The 14,728-nt window shown below is 71.6% G+C and carries 15 protein-coding genes; 7 read left to right on the forward strand and 8 right to left on the reverse strand.

Annotated features, from left to right (window positions below; translation table 11 throughout):
* Positions 1-5: 5 nt before the first annotated feature.
* Genes ACGF2Y_RS02725 through pdhA form a run of 3 tightly spaced genes read right to left on the reverse strand, consistent with a single transcriptional unit; the run spans position 6 to position 3,720 of the window.
* Positions 6-1,532: a dihydrolipoamide acetyltransferase family protein gene (locus ACGF2Y_RS02725; RefSeq protein WP_392942658.1), complete on the reverse strand. Its 1,527-nt coding sequence runs from the start codon at positions 1,530-1,532 to the stop codon at positions 6-8.
* Positions 1,532-2,563, reverse strand: coding sequence for an alpha-ketoacid dehydrogenase subunit beta (locus ACGF2Y_RS02730; protein ID WP_392942659.1), 1,032 nt, complete (start codon positions 2,561-2,563; stop codon positions 1,532-1,534). Before ACGF2Y_RS02730 ends, ACGF2Y_RS02725 begins: the two co-directional genes overlap by 1 nt.
* Positions 2,560-3,720: a pyruvate dehydrogenase (acetyl-transferring) E1 component subunit alpha gene (gene pdhA / locus ACGF2Y_RS02735; RefSeq protein ID WP_392942661.1), complete on the reverse strand. Its 1,161-nt coding sequence runs from the start codon at positions 3,718-3,720 to the stop codon at positions 2,560-2,562. The genes ACGF2Y_RS02730 and pdhA overlap by 4 nt, the downstream gene beginning before the upstream one ends.
* 225 nt (positions 3,721-3,945) lie before the next feature.
* Here pdhA and ACGF2Y_RS02740 point away from each other — a divergent pair, with 225 nt between their 5' ends.
* Positions 3,946-4,536, forward strand: a complete 591-nt coding sequence (locus ACGF2Y_RS02740) for an Lrp/AsnC family transcriptional regulator (protein ID WP_392942662.1) — start codon at positions 3,946-3,948, stop codon at positions 4,534-4,536.
* 19 nt (positions 4,537-4,555) lie between these two features.
* Here the strand turns inward: ACGF2Y_RS02740 and ACGF2Y_RS02745 are convergent, their stop codons facing one another.
* Both ACGF2Y_RS02745 and ACGF2Y_RS02750 read right to left on the reverse strand, forming a co-directional pair.
* Positions 4,556-5,398 (reverse strand): IS5 family transposase, encoded by an 843-nt coding sequence (locus ACGF2Y_RS02745; protein ID WP_392942664.1) that lies wholly within the window; start codon positions 5,396-5,398, stop codon positions 4,556-4,558.
* Between the two features lie 131 nt (positions 5,399-5,529).
* Entirely contained in the window at positions 5,530-6,126 is a 597-nt protein-coding gene (locus tag ACGF2Y_RS02750; protein WP_032790269.1) for a TetR/AcrR family transcriptional regulator, read from the reverse strand.
* Positions 6,127-6,249: 123 nt separating this feature from the next.
* On the opposite strand from ACGF2Y_RS02750, the gene paaN reads away from it, so the two are divergent.
* Positions 6,250-7,950, forward strand: coding sequence for a phenylacetic acid degradation protein PaaN (paaN, locus tag ACGF2Y_RS02755; RefSeq protein WP_392942666.1), 1,701 nt, complete (start codon positions 6,250-6,252; stop codon positions 7,948-7,950).
* Here paaN and ACGF2Y_RS02760 read toward each other — a convergent pair.
* The 3 genes from ACGF2Y_RS02760 to ACGF2Y_RS02770 are packed head-to-tail and all read right to left on the reverse strand — an operon-like array spanning position 7,947 to position 10,968.
* On the reverse strand, positions 7,947-8,708 hold the full coding sequence (locus tag ACGF2Y_RS02760; RefSeq protein WP_392942668.1) for a TrmH family RNA methyltransferase: 762 nt from the start codon (positions 8,706-8,708) through the stop codon (positions 7,947-7,949). The genes paaN and ACGF2Y_RS02760 overlap by 4 nt on opposite strands.
* Positions 8,705-10,138 (reverse strand): HTTM domain-containing protein, encoded by a 1,434-nt coding sequence (locus ACGF2Y_RS02765; RefSeq protein ID WP_392942670.1) that lies wholly within the window; start codon positions 10,136-10,138, stop codon positions 8,705-8,707. The genes ACGF2Y_RS02760 and ACGF2Y_RS02765 overlap by 4 nt, the downstream gene beginning before the upstream one ends.
* The gene (locus ACGF2Y_RS02770) at positions 10,135-10,968 is read right to left on the reverse strand and encodes a DUF5819 family protein (protein ID WP_392942672.1); all 834 of its coding nucleotides are present in this window, start codon (positions 10,966-10,968) and stop codon (positions 10,135-10,137) included. Before ACGF2Y_RS02770 ends, ACGF2Y_RS02765 begins: the two co-directional genes overlap by 4 nt.
* A 115-nt stretch (positions 10,969-11,083) precedes the next feature.
* Here ACGF2Y_RS02770 and paaA point away from each other — a divergent pair, with 115 nt between their 5' ends.
* Genes paaA through ACGF2Y_RS02795 form a run of 5 tightly spaced genes read left to right on the forward strand, consistent with a single transcriptional unit; the run spans position 11,084 to position 14,722 of the window.
* Positions 11,084-12,172, forward strand: a complete 1,089-nt coding sequence (paaA, locus tag ACGF2Y_RS02775) for a 1,2-phenylacetyl-CoA epoxidase subunit PaaA (protein ID WP_392942674.1) — start codon at positions 11,084-11,086, stop codon at positions 12,170-12,172.
* A complete protein-coding gene (gene paaB, locus ACGF2Y_RS02780; RefSeq protein WP_007447213.1) occupies positions 12,169-12,459 on the forward strand; it encodes a 1,2-phenylacetyl-CoA epoxidase subunit PaaB in 291 nt (96 codons plus the stop codon). The genes paaA and paaB overlap by 4 nt, the downstream gene beginning before the upstream one ends.
* Positions 12,456-13,172: a 1,2-phenylacetyl-CoA epoxidase subunit PaaC gene (paaC, locus tag ACGF2Y_RS02785; RefSeq protein WP_392942676.1), complete on the forward strand. Its 717-nt coding sequence runs from the start codon at positions 12,456-12,458 to the stop codon at positions 13,170-13,172. The genes paaB and paaC overlap by 4 nt, the downstream gene beginning before the upstream one ends.
* Positions 13,166-13,663: a 1,2-phenylacetyl-CoA epoxidase subunit PaaD gene (gene paaD, locus ACGF2Y_RS02790; RefSeq protein WP_392942678.1), complete on the forward strand. Its 498-nt coding sequence runs from the start codon at positions 13,166-13,168 to the stop codon at positions 13,661-13,663. Before paaC ends, paaD begins: the two co-directional genes overlap by 7 nt.
* The gene (locus ACGF2Y_RS02795) at positions 13,664-14,722 is read left to right on the forward strand and encodes a 2Fe-2S iron-sulfur cluster-binding protein (protein ID WP_392942680.1); all 1,059 of its coding nucleotides are present in this window, start codon (positions 13,664-13,666) and stop codon (positions 14,720-14,722) included.
* Positions 14,723-14,728: the final 6 nt, after the last annotated feature.

Genomic DNA, 14,728 nt, shown 5'->3' on the forward strand with positions numbered 1-14,728 from the left:
CTCGGCTACAGGGTGCGCAGCAGCACCGCCGGCTGCTCCACGCAGTCCGCCACATACCGGAGGAAGCCACCCGCCGTTCCGCCGTCGCACACCCGGTGGTCGAAGGTGAGGGACAGCTGGACGACCTGACGTACGGCCAGTTCGCCTTGGTGCACCCAGGGCTTGGGCATGATCCGGCCGACGCCGAGCATCGCCGCTTCCGGATGGTTGATGATCGGCGTCGAACCATCGACCCCGAACACCCCGTAGTTGTTCAGCGTGAACGTGCCCCCGGTCAGCTGGGCCGGGCTGAGCTTCCCGGTCCTGGCCAGCTCGGTCAGCCGGCCGACCTCGGCCCCGATCGACTCGGCGTTACGGGTGTGCGCGTCCCTGACGACCGGAACGACGAGGCCCCGCTCGGTCTGAGCCGCGAACCCGAGGTGCACGCCGGGCAGCCGGACGATCTCCCGGGCCTGTGTGTCCACGGTGGAGTTGAGCTCGGGGAACCGGGCCAGCGCCGCCGTGCAGATCCTCGCCAGCAGGGCCAGGACCGACACCTTCGGCCCGGCGGACGGGCCCGTGGCGGCGTTCATCGCGGCCCTGACCGCCATCAGTTCGGTGGCGTCGGCGTCGACCCAGCAGGTGGCGTCCGGGATCTCGGTCCGGCTGCGCGACAGCTTGTCGGCGACCGCACCGCGCACCCCACGCAGCGGAATCCGTTCGGCGGCCGGAGCGGCGGAGGCGCTCGCCCCCGCGAGAGCAGGCGCAGCGGGACCGCCGGTCCGGGCTGCGGTTGCCGCAGGCGCGGGCGCCTGCGCCGCACGTGCCGTCGCCGTAGCTGTCCCCTCCGCCGTCGCGGTCGTCTCGGTCTCCTCCGCCGTCGCAGTCTCCTCCGCTGTCCGGATCGCACGGTCGACGTCGGCGCGCAGGATCAGCCCGTCGGGGCCCGAACCCGCCAGCCGTCGCAGATCGATGCCGTGCTGCCGGGCCAGCCGGCGTACCAGCGGAGAGACCACCGGCACGGGCCCCTGCCCGTTCACCACAGGCACCGGAGCAGTCGCACCCGCAGTCACAGTCGCAGTCACGTGAGCCGCAACCAACGCCGTATCCGGGGCGGTCGCGGCGCCATCGGCCACCACCCGGTCGAGCCGGCCCGGCCGGATGCGCCGACGCCGTGCGGCCGGTGCGCCGGTCCCGTACCCCACGAGCACGTTCCCCGACCCGCCCGAGGACTCCGTGCCGGAGCCGGACGAGGCAGCGGAACCGGAGGGCGGCGGGGACGCGCCGGAGAGAGCCGGCCCCTCCGGTGCTCCGACGGCGACCGTCAGCAGCGGTGCGCCGACGGGAAGTTCCGTGCCCTCCTCGCCGAACCGTGCGGTCACCACACCCCCGTAGGGGCAGGGCACCTCCACCATGGCCTTGGCCGTCTCGACCTCGACGACGGGCTGGTCGATGGCGACGACATCGCCGACCTCCACCAGCCAGCGGACGATCTCCGCCTCGGTCAGCCCCTCACCGAGGTCCGGCAGTTTGAATTCGAGCACCTGGGCCATCAGCTGTCCGCCTCCCACTGCAACCGGGCCACCGCGTCGAGCACCCGGTCCACTCCCGGCAGATGGTGCCGCTCCAGCATGGGCGGCGGGTAGGGGATGTCGAACCCGGCCACCCGCAGCACCGGAGCCTCCAGATGGTGGAAGCACCGCTCGGTGACCCGGGCCGCGATCTCACCGCCGGGCCCGCCGAATCCTGGGGATTCATGGACGACGACCGCGCGCCCGGTGCGCCGCACCGACGCGGCCACCGTCTCGTCGTCGAACGGCACCAGCGAACGCAGGTCCACCACTTCGAGATCCCAGCCCTCGGCGACCGCCGCTTCGGCGGCCTCCATGCAGACCGGCAGGGAGGGCCCGTACGTGATCAGCGTGGCGCTGCGCCCGGAACGGCGCACCACGGCCTTGCCGATCGGCTCGACCTCGGCGGGGGCCGCGGGCGACCAGTCGGCCTTCGACCAGTAGAGCCGCTTCGGCTCCAGGAAGATCACCGGGTCGTCCGAGGCGATCGACTCCCGCAGCAGCCCGTACGCGTCGTCGACCGTGGCCGGCGTGACGACGTGCAGACCGGGGGTGGCCATGTAGTACGCCTCGGAGGAGTCGCTGTGGTGCTCGACCCCGCCGATCCCACCGCCGTACGGCACCCGCACGGTGATGGGCAGCGGCATGGCCCCGCCGGTGCGGTTGCGCATCTTGGCGACGTGGCTCATCAGCTGCTCGAACGCCGGGTAGGCGAACGCGTCGAACTGCATCTCCACCACGGGCCGCAGCCCGTACATCGCCATGCCGACGGCCGCGCCGAGGATGCCCGCCTCGGCCAGCGGGGTGTCGGTGCAGCGGTCGTCGCCGAACTCCTTCGCCAGCCCGTCGGTGATCCGGAAGACCCCACCGAGCGTGCCCACGTCCTCACCAAGCACATGGACGGTGGGGTCCTCGGCCATCGAGTCACGCAGCGCCCTTCCCAGGGCCTGCGCCATCGTGGCCGGTTTCGCCTTCGCCGTACGTCCGCCGGCCGTCGCTGCCGCGGTGGTCATCGTCCTGCCTCCGCGCCGTGCTCGTCGTGCTCCTGCTCGGCGTCCAGCTCGGCGCGCAGAGCGGCGGCCTGCTCCCGCAGCTGGCCGGTCTGCTCGGCGTAGACATGGGTGAACAGGTCCATCGGGGCCAGCTCCGGATCCGCGTTCATCCGGTCGCGCAGGGCGGCGGCCATGCGTTCGGCGGCCTCCTTCGCCCGCTCGATGCCCTCGTCGTCCAGCAGCCCGCGTCCCGTCAGCTCACGCTCCAGCAGCCGCACCGGGTCGTGCGCCCGCCAGGCCTCGACCTCGCTGTCGACCCGGTAGCGGGTGGCGTCGTCGGCGTTGGTGTGGGCTTCCATGCGATAGGTGACCGCCTCGACCAGGGTCGGGCCCTCGCCGCGCCGGGCCCGTGCCACGGCCTCGCTCAGCACCTGGTGCACGGCGGCGGCGTCGTTGCCGTCGACGAGGCGGCCCGGCATCCCGTATCCGACGGCCTTGTGGGCGAAGGAGGGGGCGGCGGTCTGCTTGGCCAGCGGCACGGAGATCGCGAAGCCGTTGTTCTGGACGAAGAAGACGACCGGGGCCTTCCAGACGGCCGCGAAGTTCAGCGCCTCGTGGAAGTCGCCCTCGCTGGTGCCGCCGTCGCCGACCATGGCGAGCGCCACCACGTCGTCGCCCTTGAGCCGGGCGGCGTGCGCCAGGCCCACGGCGTGCGGGAGCTGGGTGGCCAGGGGCGTGCACAGCGGGGCGATGCGGTGCTCGCGCGGGTCGTAGCCGGTGTGCCGGTCGCCACGCAGCAGGGTCAGCGCCTCGACCGGGTCCAGGCCGCGCGCGACGGCCGCCAGCGTGTCGCGGTAGCTGGGAAAGAGCCAGTCGCGCTCCTCCAGGACCAGGGCGGCGGCGATCTCGCACGCCTCCTGGCCGGTGCTCGACGGGTAGACCGCCAGCCGGCCCTGCTTCGTCAGCGCGGTGGCCTGGGCGTTGTAGCGGCGCCCGCGGACCAGCTCGGCATGGAGCCGCAGCAACAGCTCGGGATCGACATCGGCGACCGCGTCCGTACCGAGCACCCGGTAGGGCTCCGGGTCCGGGAGCAGCGGGGCGGGGTCGGTGATCGGCTTCCAGGCCGGGGGCGGCGTGGGCCGGTAGGCGGCCGCGCCGGGCAGCTCTTGGACCGTCATGAGAAGCACCTCCTGGCATCGAGGGAGATCGAGGGGTGTCGATCGGGGGTGTCGATATGAAGCGAGATGTCGAGGGGATGGGTGAGGCACGGATGTGGTGTGCCTCACCTACCGATTGTTCGGTCGCGAGCGCATTTTGGCTACAGGCACCGCCAGCCTGTGGACAAACGGTTCTCCACAGCCTGGGATAGGGGCAGGTCGTCCACAGCAGGGAGGCGCGGACAGATGGCAGCTGAACAAATGGCCGACAGGGGCAAGGAGCCGGGCCAGGTGACTCCCACGGCCACACCCGGAGCCGTACCGCCGGCCGTCCCCACGGGCCCGGCGGCGGAGCCCCCGGTTCCGCCCGCGCGGCCGCTGGACGCCATCGACCGCGACATCCTGCGCATCCTCCAGACCGACGGCCGCGCCTCGATACGGTCCGTGGCCGAACGGGTCCACGTCTCACGCGCCAACGCCTACGCCCGTATCAACCGGCTCGTCGAGGACGGCGTGATCCGCGGCTTCGGCGCCCGGGTCGATCACGAGCGGGCGGGCCAGGGAGCGTCCGCGTACATCACGCTCAAGATCGTGCAGAACTCCTGGCGCACCGTGCGCGAGCAGCTTCAGGCGCTGCCCGGGGCCACGCACATCGCCCTGGTCAGCGGTGACTTCGACGTACTGCTCCTGGTGCACACGCCGGACAACCGGGCGCTGCGCGAGCTGGTCCTCACCCGGATCCAGTCCATCCCCGAGGTGCTCTCGACACGCACCCTGCTGGTGTTCGAGGAGACGGACCTCGGCCCGCGCCCGGACCGTCCGGCCGAACTCGCCTAAGAGCGCCCGGCAGTAGGCGTCACTTCAGGCGCTTGGTGGTGGGGCGGCCGTCCCAGCGGTAGCGCGGGGTCGCGCGGCGGATGAGCATACGCAGCGTGACGATCGCTGCGGACAGGTAGAGGTAGAAGTCCACGACACGGCTGCGCTTCTCCGTGCAGCGCCGCAGCTTGCCGAAGCCGTTCATCCACGCGTGGCTCCGCTCCACCACCCACCTCTTGCCGGCCTGGATCGGGGCGGGCACTCCCTTCCGGGCGATCTCGCCGGTGAAGGCCAACTCCGCCAGCGCGGAACGGGTCTTGTCGCTGTCGTAGCCGCGGTCCAGGTTCACGTTGACCTGCGCGGGCAGCGCGCCGACCTGGTCCTTGACGGCCTCCAGGGTGGGCACGAGGAGCGGGGAGTCGTAGCGGTTGGCCCCGGCCGAGACGATACCGAGCGGGACGCCGGTGGCTTCGGTGGCCATTGAGCGCTTCAGTCCCTGCTTGCCCCGGTCCACGGGCGAGCGTCCGGCGGCCTCCCCGCCGCATGGGGCCTTGGTGATGCAGCCGTCCACGGACAGCTCGTCGAGTTCCAGGCCGAGTACGCGGTCGTACGCCTGCAGCGCCAGGGCGTGTACCTGTTCGGATATACCGAGCTGGGACCAGTACTTGACGCGACGTCGGATCGTGCGGTCGGAACAACCGGGGCCGGCGACGCGCTCGTAGCCGGAGCCGTGGACCAGCGCGGCAATCACGTGCTCGAAGACGGTCCGGTCCGGGATGCGCGGGTTATGGCAGCCGAGCGGGTGCGTGTCGACATGCTCGGGCAGCAGCGCCGCGAACTGGTCCCACAGGGGTTCGAGCAGGCATGATGGCAGGACAGGCACGGGCCCTCCGGTGATCACTGAGCGTAGAGAACTCCATGATCACTCGGGCTCGTGCCTGCACTGCCTCCGGGGCGTCCGATGGACCACTCAGCACGCCTACTGCCGGGCCCTCTAAACCGCGCCGGGCGGGCTCAGCGGCCGTTCGCCCGCATCCCCTCGAAGGCCAGCTGGACGACCGTGTCCGCGAGCTGCTCCTCCCCCGGGAACCCGCCCGGCTGCGGCCGGTACCACTCGACCAGCGAGTTCACCATGCCGAACAGCAGCCGGGTCGCCAGCCGTATGTCCACGTCCGCCCGGAGGTCGCCCTCGGCGACCGCGGCCTGGAGCAGCTCCGACACCCGCTGGTCGAACTCGCGGCGCCGCTCCAGCGCCCAGCGCTCCGTCTTCGTGTTGCCGCGCACGCGCAGCAGCAGGGTGACGTAGGGGACCTCGGCCATCAGCACGTCAACGGTCCGGCGCGTGACGTACTCGACCCGCTCGACCGCGCGCCCGCGCAGCGCCCCCGGCTCGTCGAGGATGGCGAAGAGACCGTCGAGCGCCCGGCTCACGGCCCGGCGCAGCAGCTCCTCCTTGCCCGCCACATGGTGGTAGATGGAGGATTTCGAGATGCCCGCCGCCCGGGAGAGATGCTCCATGGACGTGCCGTCGTAGCCGCGCTCGTTGAAGACACGCACGGCGACGGTGAGCAGGGTCTCCGGTGTGTACGTGTCCCGCTTGGCCGTGGTCATGTCCGCGATCCTCCCCCATGAGTTATCCACAGGTTCCCTGGGGCCCCTTGTCCCGACCGATCGTTCGGTTACTCTAACTCCGTCCGTACGTCCCCGCCCGGCTCGATGAGGAGTTGGTCCGCCATGGCCGCCGCGCTCACCCCCCAGCAGCTGTCCGAGACCCACCGGCCCACGCTCGACCAGGCCCTCGACGTGATCAGTACCCGCGCGTACTGGTCGCCGCACCCCGAGCACCCGAAGGCCTACGGAGAGGGCGGCGCCCCGGGCAGTCTGGGAGCCGCCGAGGGCAAGGCCGCGTTCGACGCCGTCCTGAACACCCGTCTCGACCTCGGGCAGCCGGGCACCGACGGCTGGACCGGCGGCGAGGTCTCGCCGTACGGGCCGGAGCTCGGCGTCGAGTATCCGCACGCCGACCTGGACGTCCTGCTTCCGGCGATGAAGGCCGGCACGGGCGCCTGGCGGGCGGCCGGTCCGGAGATCCGGGCCCTGGTCTGTCTGGAGATCCTGTCGCGGGTCAGCGGCCGCACCCACGAGCTGGCCCACGCGGTGATGCACACGAGCGGCCAGGCCTTCATGATGGCGTTCCAGGCGGGCGGCCCGCACGCCCAGGACCGCGGCCTGGAGGCCGTGGCGTACGCCTACCGCGAGCAGGTCCGTACCCCGGAGACCGCCGACTGGTCCAAGCCGCAGGGCAAGCGCGATCCGCTGAAGCTGCACAAGTCGTTCATCACGTCGGGCCGCGGCGTCGCGCTGCTCATCGGCTGCAACACCTTCCCCACGTGGAACGGCTACCCCGGCCTCTTCGCCTCCCTCGCCACGGGCAACCCGGTGCTGGTCAAGCCGCACCCGCGCGCCGTGCTCCCGCTGGCCCTCACGGTGTCCATCGCCCGCGAGGTGCTGAGCGAGGCGGGCTTCGACCCGAATCTGGTCGCGCTGGCCGCCGAGCGGCCCGGCGAGGGCATCGCCAAGACCCTCGCGGTCCGTCCCGAGATCCGGATCATCGACTACACCGGCTCCACCGCCTTCGGCGACTGGCTGGAGGAGAACGCCCGCCAGGCCCAGGTCTACACGGAGAAGGCCGGCGTCAACACGATCGTCGTCGACTCCACCGACGACTACCGGGGCATGCTCGCCAACCTGGCGTTCTCGCTCTCGCTGTACAGCGGCCAGATGTGCACCACCCCGCAGAACCTGCTGATTCCCCGGGACGGCATCGCCACCGACGACGGCGCCAAGTCCTACGACGACGTGGTGGCCGACCTCGCGGCCGCCGTCACCGGGCTGCTCGGGGACGACGCCCGCGCGACCTCCCTGCTCGGCGCACTGGTCAACCCGGACGTCAGGGCCCGGGTGGAGGCAGCCGGAGAGCTCGGCGAGGTGGCGCTGGACTCGCGGACGGTCGCGAACGCCGAATTCCCCGACGCGGTCGTCCGTACGCCGGTCGTCGTGAAGCTCGACGGCACCAAGACCGACGACGGCGCGGCCTACCTCTCGGAGTGCTTCGGGCCGGTGTCGTTCGCCGTCGCCGTCGAGTCGACGTCCGCCGCCCTGGAGCTGCTCCGCCGCACGATCCGCGACAAGGGGGCGATGACGGTCGGCGCCTACACCACGTCCCCCGAGGTGGAGCGCGCCATCGAGGACGTCTGCCTGGAGGAGTCGGCCCAGCTCTCGCTGAACCTCACCGGAGGGGTCTACGTCAACCAGACCGCGGCCTTCTCCGACTTCCACGGCTCCGGTGGCAACCCCGCCGCGAACGCGGCGCTGTGCGACGGAGCCTTCGTCGCCAACCGCTTCCGCGTGGTGGAGGTGCGCCGCCAGGCCTAAAGAGCGTCTCGCGGGTCCGGGACGTCGGCGTAGCGCTGCACCCACGCGTGCATCGCGATGGCCGCGGCGGCGCCGGCGTTGATGGACCGGGTCGAGCCGAACTGCGCGATCGAGCACACCATCGTGGCGTGCTCACGCGCTTCCTCCGTCAGGCCGGGCCCCTCCTGCCCGAACAGCAGGACGCACCGGCGCGGCAGCTCGGTGCGCTCCAGCGGCACCGCGCCGGGGAGGTTGTCGATCCCGATGATCGGCAGCCCCTCGGCCGCCGCCCACGCGGTCAGGTCCGCCGTGTCGGGGTGGTGGCGCACATGCTGGTAGCGGTCGGTGACCATGGCGCCGCGCCGGTTCCAGCGCCGTCGGCCCACGATGTGGATCTCCTTGGCCAGGAAGGCGTTGGCGGTCCGCACCACCGAGCCGATGTTGAAGTCGTGGCCCCAGTTCTCGACGGCCACGTGGAAGTCGTGCCGCCGCAGGTCGAGATCGGCGACGATCGCCTCCCGCGTCCAGTAGCGGTACGCGTCACCGACGTTGCGCCGGTCGCCGTCGGCCAGCAGCTCGGGGTCGTAGCGCTCGCCCTCGGGCCAGGGCAGCGGGTGCGGCCCGACGCCGATCGTCTGGCCGTAGCCGTCGTCGTACTGGAGGGGTTCCTCCTGCGGAAGGGGTTCCTCCTGCGGGAGCGGTCCCTCCTGGACGGTTGCGGCCCGGGAGGGTTCGGCCGCGGCCGGGGGCTGTTGGGTACTGCCGGTCTCACTGCTCACCCGACGAGCGTATGGCCCCCACCGCCGCCCTGGAGCCGGGGCTCCTCCCTACCGCTGTGGCCGTCCTTCGCCGGTCCGGCCTCCGGGGGGTCCGCGGGCCCGTGCGTGATGCCTGGCGTCCCGGGCTTCCCCGGCGTACGTGACCTGCCGGGCAGCCCGGAGACCAGCCGCCGCCCGCCGGTCGTGACCCGGGCGCCCAGCCACACGAGGAAGGCCGTCGGAAGGAACACCGCGTCGGCCGCGATCATCGCCATGGAGAAGAACGGCAGCCCGAGCAGCAGGGCGATCCCCGCGTGCTCGCAGATCATCGCGACCAGCAGGACGTTCTTGACCCGCCGGTTGAACAGCGTGAACGGAAAGGCGACCTGGACGATGACCGTGCCGTACGTCAGCACCATCACCATCAGCCCGCTGGCGCCCAGGATGTCCGACAGGGCGGGCCACGGGGTGAAGTAGTCGAGGTTCAGCGGGTAGTGGAGCGCGGTGCCGTCCTGCCAGCGCGACCCCTGGATCTTGTACCAGCCGGCGGTCGCGTAGATCAGGCAGACCTCGGCCATGATCACGGCGAGGGTGGCGTTGTGCGCGAGGTTGGCCAGCACGTCGAGCAGGGTGCGGGGTTCGCCGTGCGGCAGGTACCGGTTCACGGCCCACCAGGCGGCGGCGGAGAGCCAGATCGTCCACAACAGGGTCGGGAGCCACCAGGTGCCGCCGAGCCCGCCCATCAGCGTGGCCGCCACGAGGACGGAGCCGAGGAGCATCCAGAGCACCGGACCCACGATGTCCCGCAGCGGCGGCAGGCCCGCCGCGGCACGCTGCGCGTCGCGCGCCGCACGCCGGGCGTCCAGCGACCAGACCTGGGCGCAACGCGTCAGCACCAGGTAGATCGCCATGAGGTGGACGACGTTGTCGCCGCCGTCGCCCATGAAGATGCTGCGGTTCTGCACCGAGAGCACGCCGACCATGAAGAGGACGGACATGGTCCGGGTCCGCCACCCGAGCAGCATCGCCGCGGCGGACAGCAGCGTGAGGACGTACACGGCCTCGAACCAGACCGTGCTGTCGGTCCACATCAGGACGGAGAAGGCCTCGTTGCCGTCCGTGAGCCGGCGGGCCAGGTCCCAGTGCCATGGGCTGTCGGGTCCGTACAGCTCGTGGCGGTGCGGCAGCTCGCGCAGCAGGAAGAAGAGGTAGGTGGCGGCGAAGCCGATCCGGACGACGGCACTCTGGTACGGGCCGAGGGCCGAAGCCGTGACGCGGTGAAGGGCGCGGCCCAGGCCGTCGCCGGGACCTGCTGGGCCGCCGCCGGGGCCTCCGGGGCGGCTCTCGTCCGGGCGGGGGCCGCCGGACTGCGGGTCTCCGGGGCCGCCGGACTGCGGGCCGCCGGGCTGCGGGTCGGTGTTCCGCGGGCCGGCGGGCGAGGGGATGGTCACTGATTCTCCTCCACGCCGTGCGCCTTGTCCCGCTGTTCCTCGTCCCGCTGCTCCGCGTCACGCGCGGGAAGATCGTCCGGGGTCACGGTCCACCAGGGGAGTACGCGGTAGACGGGCCGGGTACTGATCTTCTCGTCGCTCCACGAGGGCGGGGCGATGGAGCTGGTGGCGGAGCGGAGCTGGATGCGCTCGATCGTGCCGCCGTAGTCACGCTCGCTCAGCCTCAGCATCGCGATGCGCCGCACGTAGCGCTCGGAGAGGTCCCCGCGCAGGCCGTTGGGGCGGTTCTCGCTGTCGTGGGAGTTGACGTAGAAGTCCCAGCCCCGGCGGAGTTCGTTCTGGTCCACATGGCTGGGGAAGAAGTTGCCGCGTATCCCTTTGCCGTCCTCGTGGGTCAGGTTCATCCACCTCGTGGTGCGGCGGCCGTCAGCCCCCACCACATCGGCCCGCACGTGGACGGCGACGTTCTGCTGGAGCGGGTTGGGCGCGAAGAGCTTCCAGTTCTGCTCGAACTCCGGATAGATCCAGCGGTCGATCGTCTTCCCGTGCTGTTTGGTCAGCGTGTTGGACGGGGCGACGTGCAGGAACACCATGGCCACCTGCGTGCAGGCGAGCAGCCCGATCAGGGACAGCGCCAGGGCCGCGACCACCTGGTAGGGAAAGGAGAGCCCGGCTATGCCCCGGCCGGTGGCCGAGGGATCCGCCGCCGGTGCCGAGGGCGTCGGCGGTATGGCTTCGGGGATGTCCTGCGACTGTGCCGGCCGGTTCAAGGCCTGCGGCCAGGCGTCCTTCCCCCCGCCCGCAGAGCTCCTGTCGTGGTCCGAATCCATCCCGCCCCGCTCACCGTCGATCACCACTCAGTTATCCACAGGGTTGACACCCTACGGGCCTCCGACTCACCATTGAAGTCAAGGAACCGAACGATCGGTCGGTAGGGAGCCCGGGATGGCGGCAGTGACTGCGGACCAGACGACGCAGAAGACGCTCGGCACGACGGATGCGGCGGATGTGGTGGACGCGGCGGGCGCGGACCGCATCGCGGCCTTCGACGCGGCCGTCGCGGCGGACGAGCGGATCGAGCCGCGCGACTGGATGCCCGACGCCTACCGGGCGACGCTGGTCCGCCAGATGGCCCAGCACGCCCACTCGGAGATCATCGGCATGCAGCCCGAGGCCAACTGGATCACCCGGGCGCCTTCGCTGCGCCGCAAGGCGATCCTCATGGCCAAGGTGCAGGACGAGGCAGGCCACGGCCTGTATCTCTACAGCGCCGCCGAGACCCTGGGCACCAGCCGCGAGGAGCTGCTCGACAAGCTCCACGCGGGCCGCCAGCGCTATTCATCGATCTTCAACTACCCCACGCTGACCTGGGCCGACGTCGGCGCGATCGGCTGGCTGGTGGACGGAGCGGCGATCACCAACCAGGTGCCGCTCTGCCGCTGCTCCTACGGCCCCTACGCCCGCGCGATGGTCCGCATCTGCAAGGAGGAGTCCTTCCACCAGCGCCAGGGGTACGAGCTGCTGCTCGCCCTCAGCCGCGGCACCGAGGCCCAGCACGCCATGGCCCAGGACGCGGTGAACCGCTGGTGGTGGCCCTCCCTGATGATGTTCGGCCCGCCCGACGACGCCTCGTCGCACTCCGAGCAGTCCATGGCGTGGAAGATCAAGCGGCACTCCAACGACGAGCTGCGCCGACGCTTCGTGGACATCTGCGTGCCCCAGGCCGAAGCGCTGGGCCTGGAGCTCCCGGATCCCGACATCCGGTGGAACGAGGAGCTCGGCCGGCACGACTTCGGCGCGATCGACTGGGCCGAGTTCCAGGCGGTCCTCAAGGGCAACGGCCCCTGCAACGACCAGCGGATCACCCAGCGGCGCACGGCCCACGAGGAGGGCGCCTGGGTCCGGGACGCGGCAGCCGCGTACGCCGCCAAGCACGCCCCGGCACCGTCATCGCCCCAGCCATCGGCACAGGTGGCGACCACGACATCAGCACAGAACAGCGCGCCCGCGCGGCAGGTGGAGGAGACAGCATGAGCAGCTCGACCGACTGGCCCCTGTGGGAGGTGTTCGTGCGCTCGCGGCGCGGACTGTCCCACACCCATGCGGGCAGCCTGCACGCGCCGGACGCCGAGATGGCCCTGCGCAACGCCCGCGACCTCTACACCCGCCGCTCGGAGGGCGTCTCGATCTGGGTGGTCCCGTCCACCGGGATCACGGCCTCCTCCCCCGACGAGAAGGACTCCTTCTTCGAGCCGGCCGGCGACAAGCCCTACCGCCACCCGACGTTCTACGAGATCCCGGACGGAGTGAAGCACCTGTGAGCGCCGCACTCGCCCTCGGCGACGACGCGCTGGTGCTCTCGCACCGGCTGGGGGAGTGGGCCGGCCACGCCCCCGTCCTGGAGGAGGAGCTGGCTCTCGCCAACATCGCCCTGGACCTGCTGGGACAGGCGCGGGTGCTGCTCTCGCTCGTCGGCGACGAGGACGAGCTCGCCTACCTCCGCGAGGAGCGCGCCTTCCGCAACCTCCAGCTGGTGGAGCAGCCGAACGGCGACTTCGCCCACACCATCGCCAGGCAGCTCTACTTCTCGGTGTACCAGCACCTGCTGTACGAGCGGCTGGCGACCGGCGACGGCGAGTTCGCCGGTCTGGCGGCCAAGGCCGTCAAGGAAGTGGCCTACCACCGCGACCACGCCGAGCAATGGGCCCTGAGACTCGGCGACGGCACCGAGGAGAGCCACCGCCGGATGCAGAGCGGCCTGGACGCGCTGTGGCGGTTCACCGGCGAGATGTTCCAGCCGGTCGAAGGACTCGACTCCCCGGACTCCGGTGTCGACTGGCAGGCGCTGCACAGCAGTTGGCTCGCCGCCGTCACCGATGTCGTCGAGCGGGCCGGTCTGACCCTCCCGGCGGGCCCGCAGTCCGGGGGCTGGGCGGCGGGCGCGGGCCGGCAGGGCCTGCACACCGAGCCGTTCGGCCGCATGATCGCCGAGATGCAGCACCTGCACCGCAGTCATCCGGGGGCGTCATGGTGACCGACACAAGGCTGGAGGCGGAGCTGCGCGACCTCGCCGGCTCCGTGCCCGACCCCGAGCTTCCGGTGCTGACCCTGGCGGAGCTCGGCGTCCTGCGGGACGTGCGGGTGGACGGTCCGGGCCGGGTGACCGTGCAGCTCACCCCGACCTACACCGGCTGCCCGGCGATCGAGGCGATGTCCGCCGACATCGAGCGGGTGCTGCACGACCACGGCGTCGGGGACGTCTCCGTGGTCACGGTCCTGGCGCCGGCCTGGTCGACGGACGACATCAGCGCCGAGGGGCGCCGCAAGCTCGCCGAGTTCGGCATCGCCCCGCCGCGCGCCCACAGCGCCGACGGGGGCCCCGTGCCGCTGACGCTCTCGGTGCGCTGCCCGCACTGCGGCTCCACGGACACGGAGCTGCTCAGCCGGTTCTCCTCCACGGCGTGCAAGGCCCTGCGCCGCTGCGTCGCCTGCCGTGAACCGTTCGACCACTTCAAGGAGTTGTAGATGTTCCATCCGCTCCGGGTCAGCGCGATCGAACGGATCACGGACGACGCGGTGGCCGTGACCTTCGCCGTGCCGGCCGAGCTGCGCGAGACCTTCCGCCACACCCCCGGCCAGCATCTGAACGTGCGCTACACCGTGGACGGCCAGGAGATCCGCCGCTCGTACTCGATCTGCGCACCCGCCACCGAACAGCCCGGCGAACCGGTGCTGCGGGTGGGCATTCGCATGGTCGAGGGCGGGGCCTTCTCCACGTACGCCCTGAAGGAACTGGCCGTCGGGGACCAGGTGGAGGCCATGCCTCCGATGGGCCGCTTCGTCCTGAAGCCGCGCCCGGGTCTGTTCGCGGCGGTGGTCGGCGGCAGCGGCATCACCCCGGTGCTGTCGATGGCGGCCACCCTGCTCGACCGGGAGCCCACGGCCCGGTTCTGCCTGCTCCGCAGTGACCGCACGGCGGCCTCGACGATGTTCCTCGACGAGGTGGCCGACCTCAAGGACCGGTATCCGGACCGCTTCCAGCTGGTCACCGCGCTCTCCCGGGAGGAGCAGTCGGCCGGGCTCCCCTCCGGACGGCTGGACGCCGAGCGGCTCACCGGCCTGCTGCCCGCCGTGCTTCCGGTGCCGGAGGTGGACGGCTGGTTCCTGTGCGGACCACTCGGCCTCGTCCGGAGCGCGGAGAAGGCCCTGCGGGCGCTCGGCGTCGACCGCTCCCGGGTCCACCAGGAGATCTTCCACGTCGACGAAGGCCCCGCCGACGTGACGGGGGTCAAGGTCGCCGCCCCGTCCGACGCCGTGCTGACGGCCACCCTCCACGGCCGCTCGGGCAGTTGGCCCGTGCAGGACACCGAATCCCTGCTGGAGACGGTGCTGCGGAGCCGTTCGGACGCTCCGTACGCCTGCAAGGGCGGGGTGTGCGGGACGTGCCGGGCCTTCCTCGTATCGGGCGAGGTCCGGATGGACCGTAACTTCGCGCTGGAACCGGAGGAGACCGGGGCGGGCTTCGTGCTGGCCTGCCAGTCGCATCCGCTCACCCCGGAGGTGGAGCTGGACTTCGACCGCTGAGGCGCG

The organism is Streptomyces sp. NPDC048142 (genome assembly GCF_043202835.1).
Classification (GTDB): Bacteria; Actinomycetota; Actinomycetes; order Streptomycetales; family Streptomycetaceae; genus Streptomyces.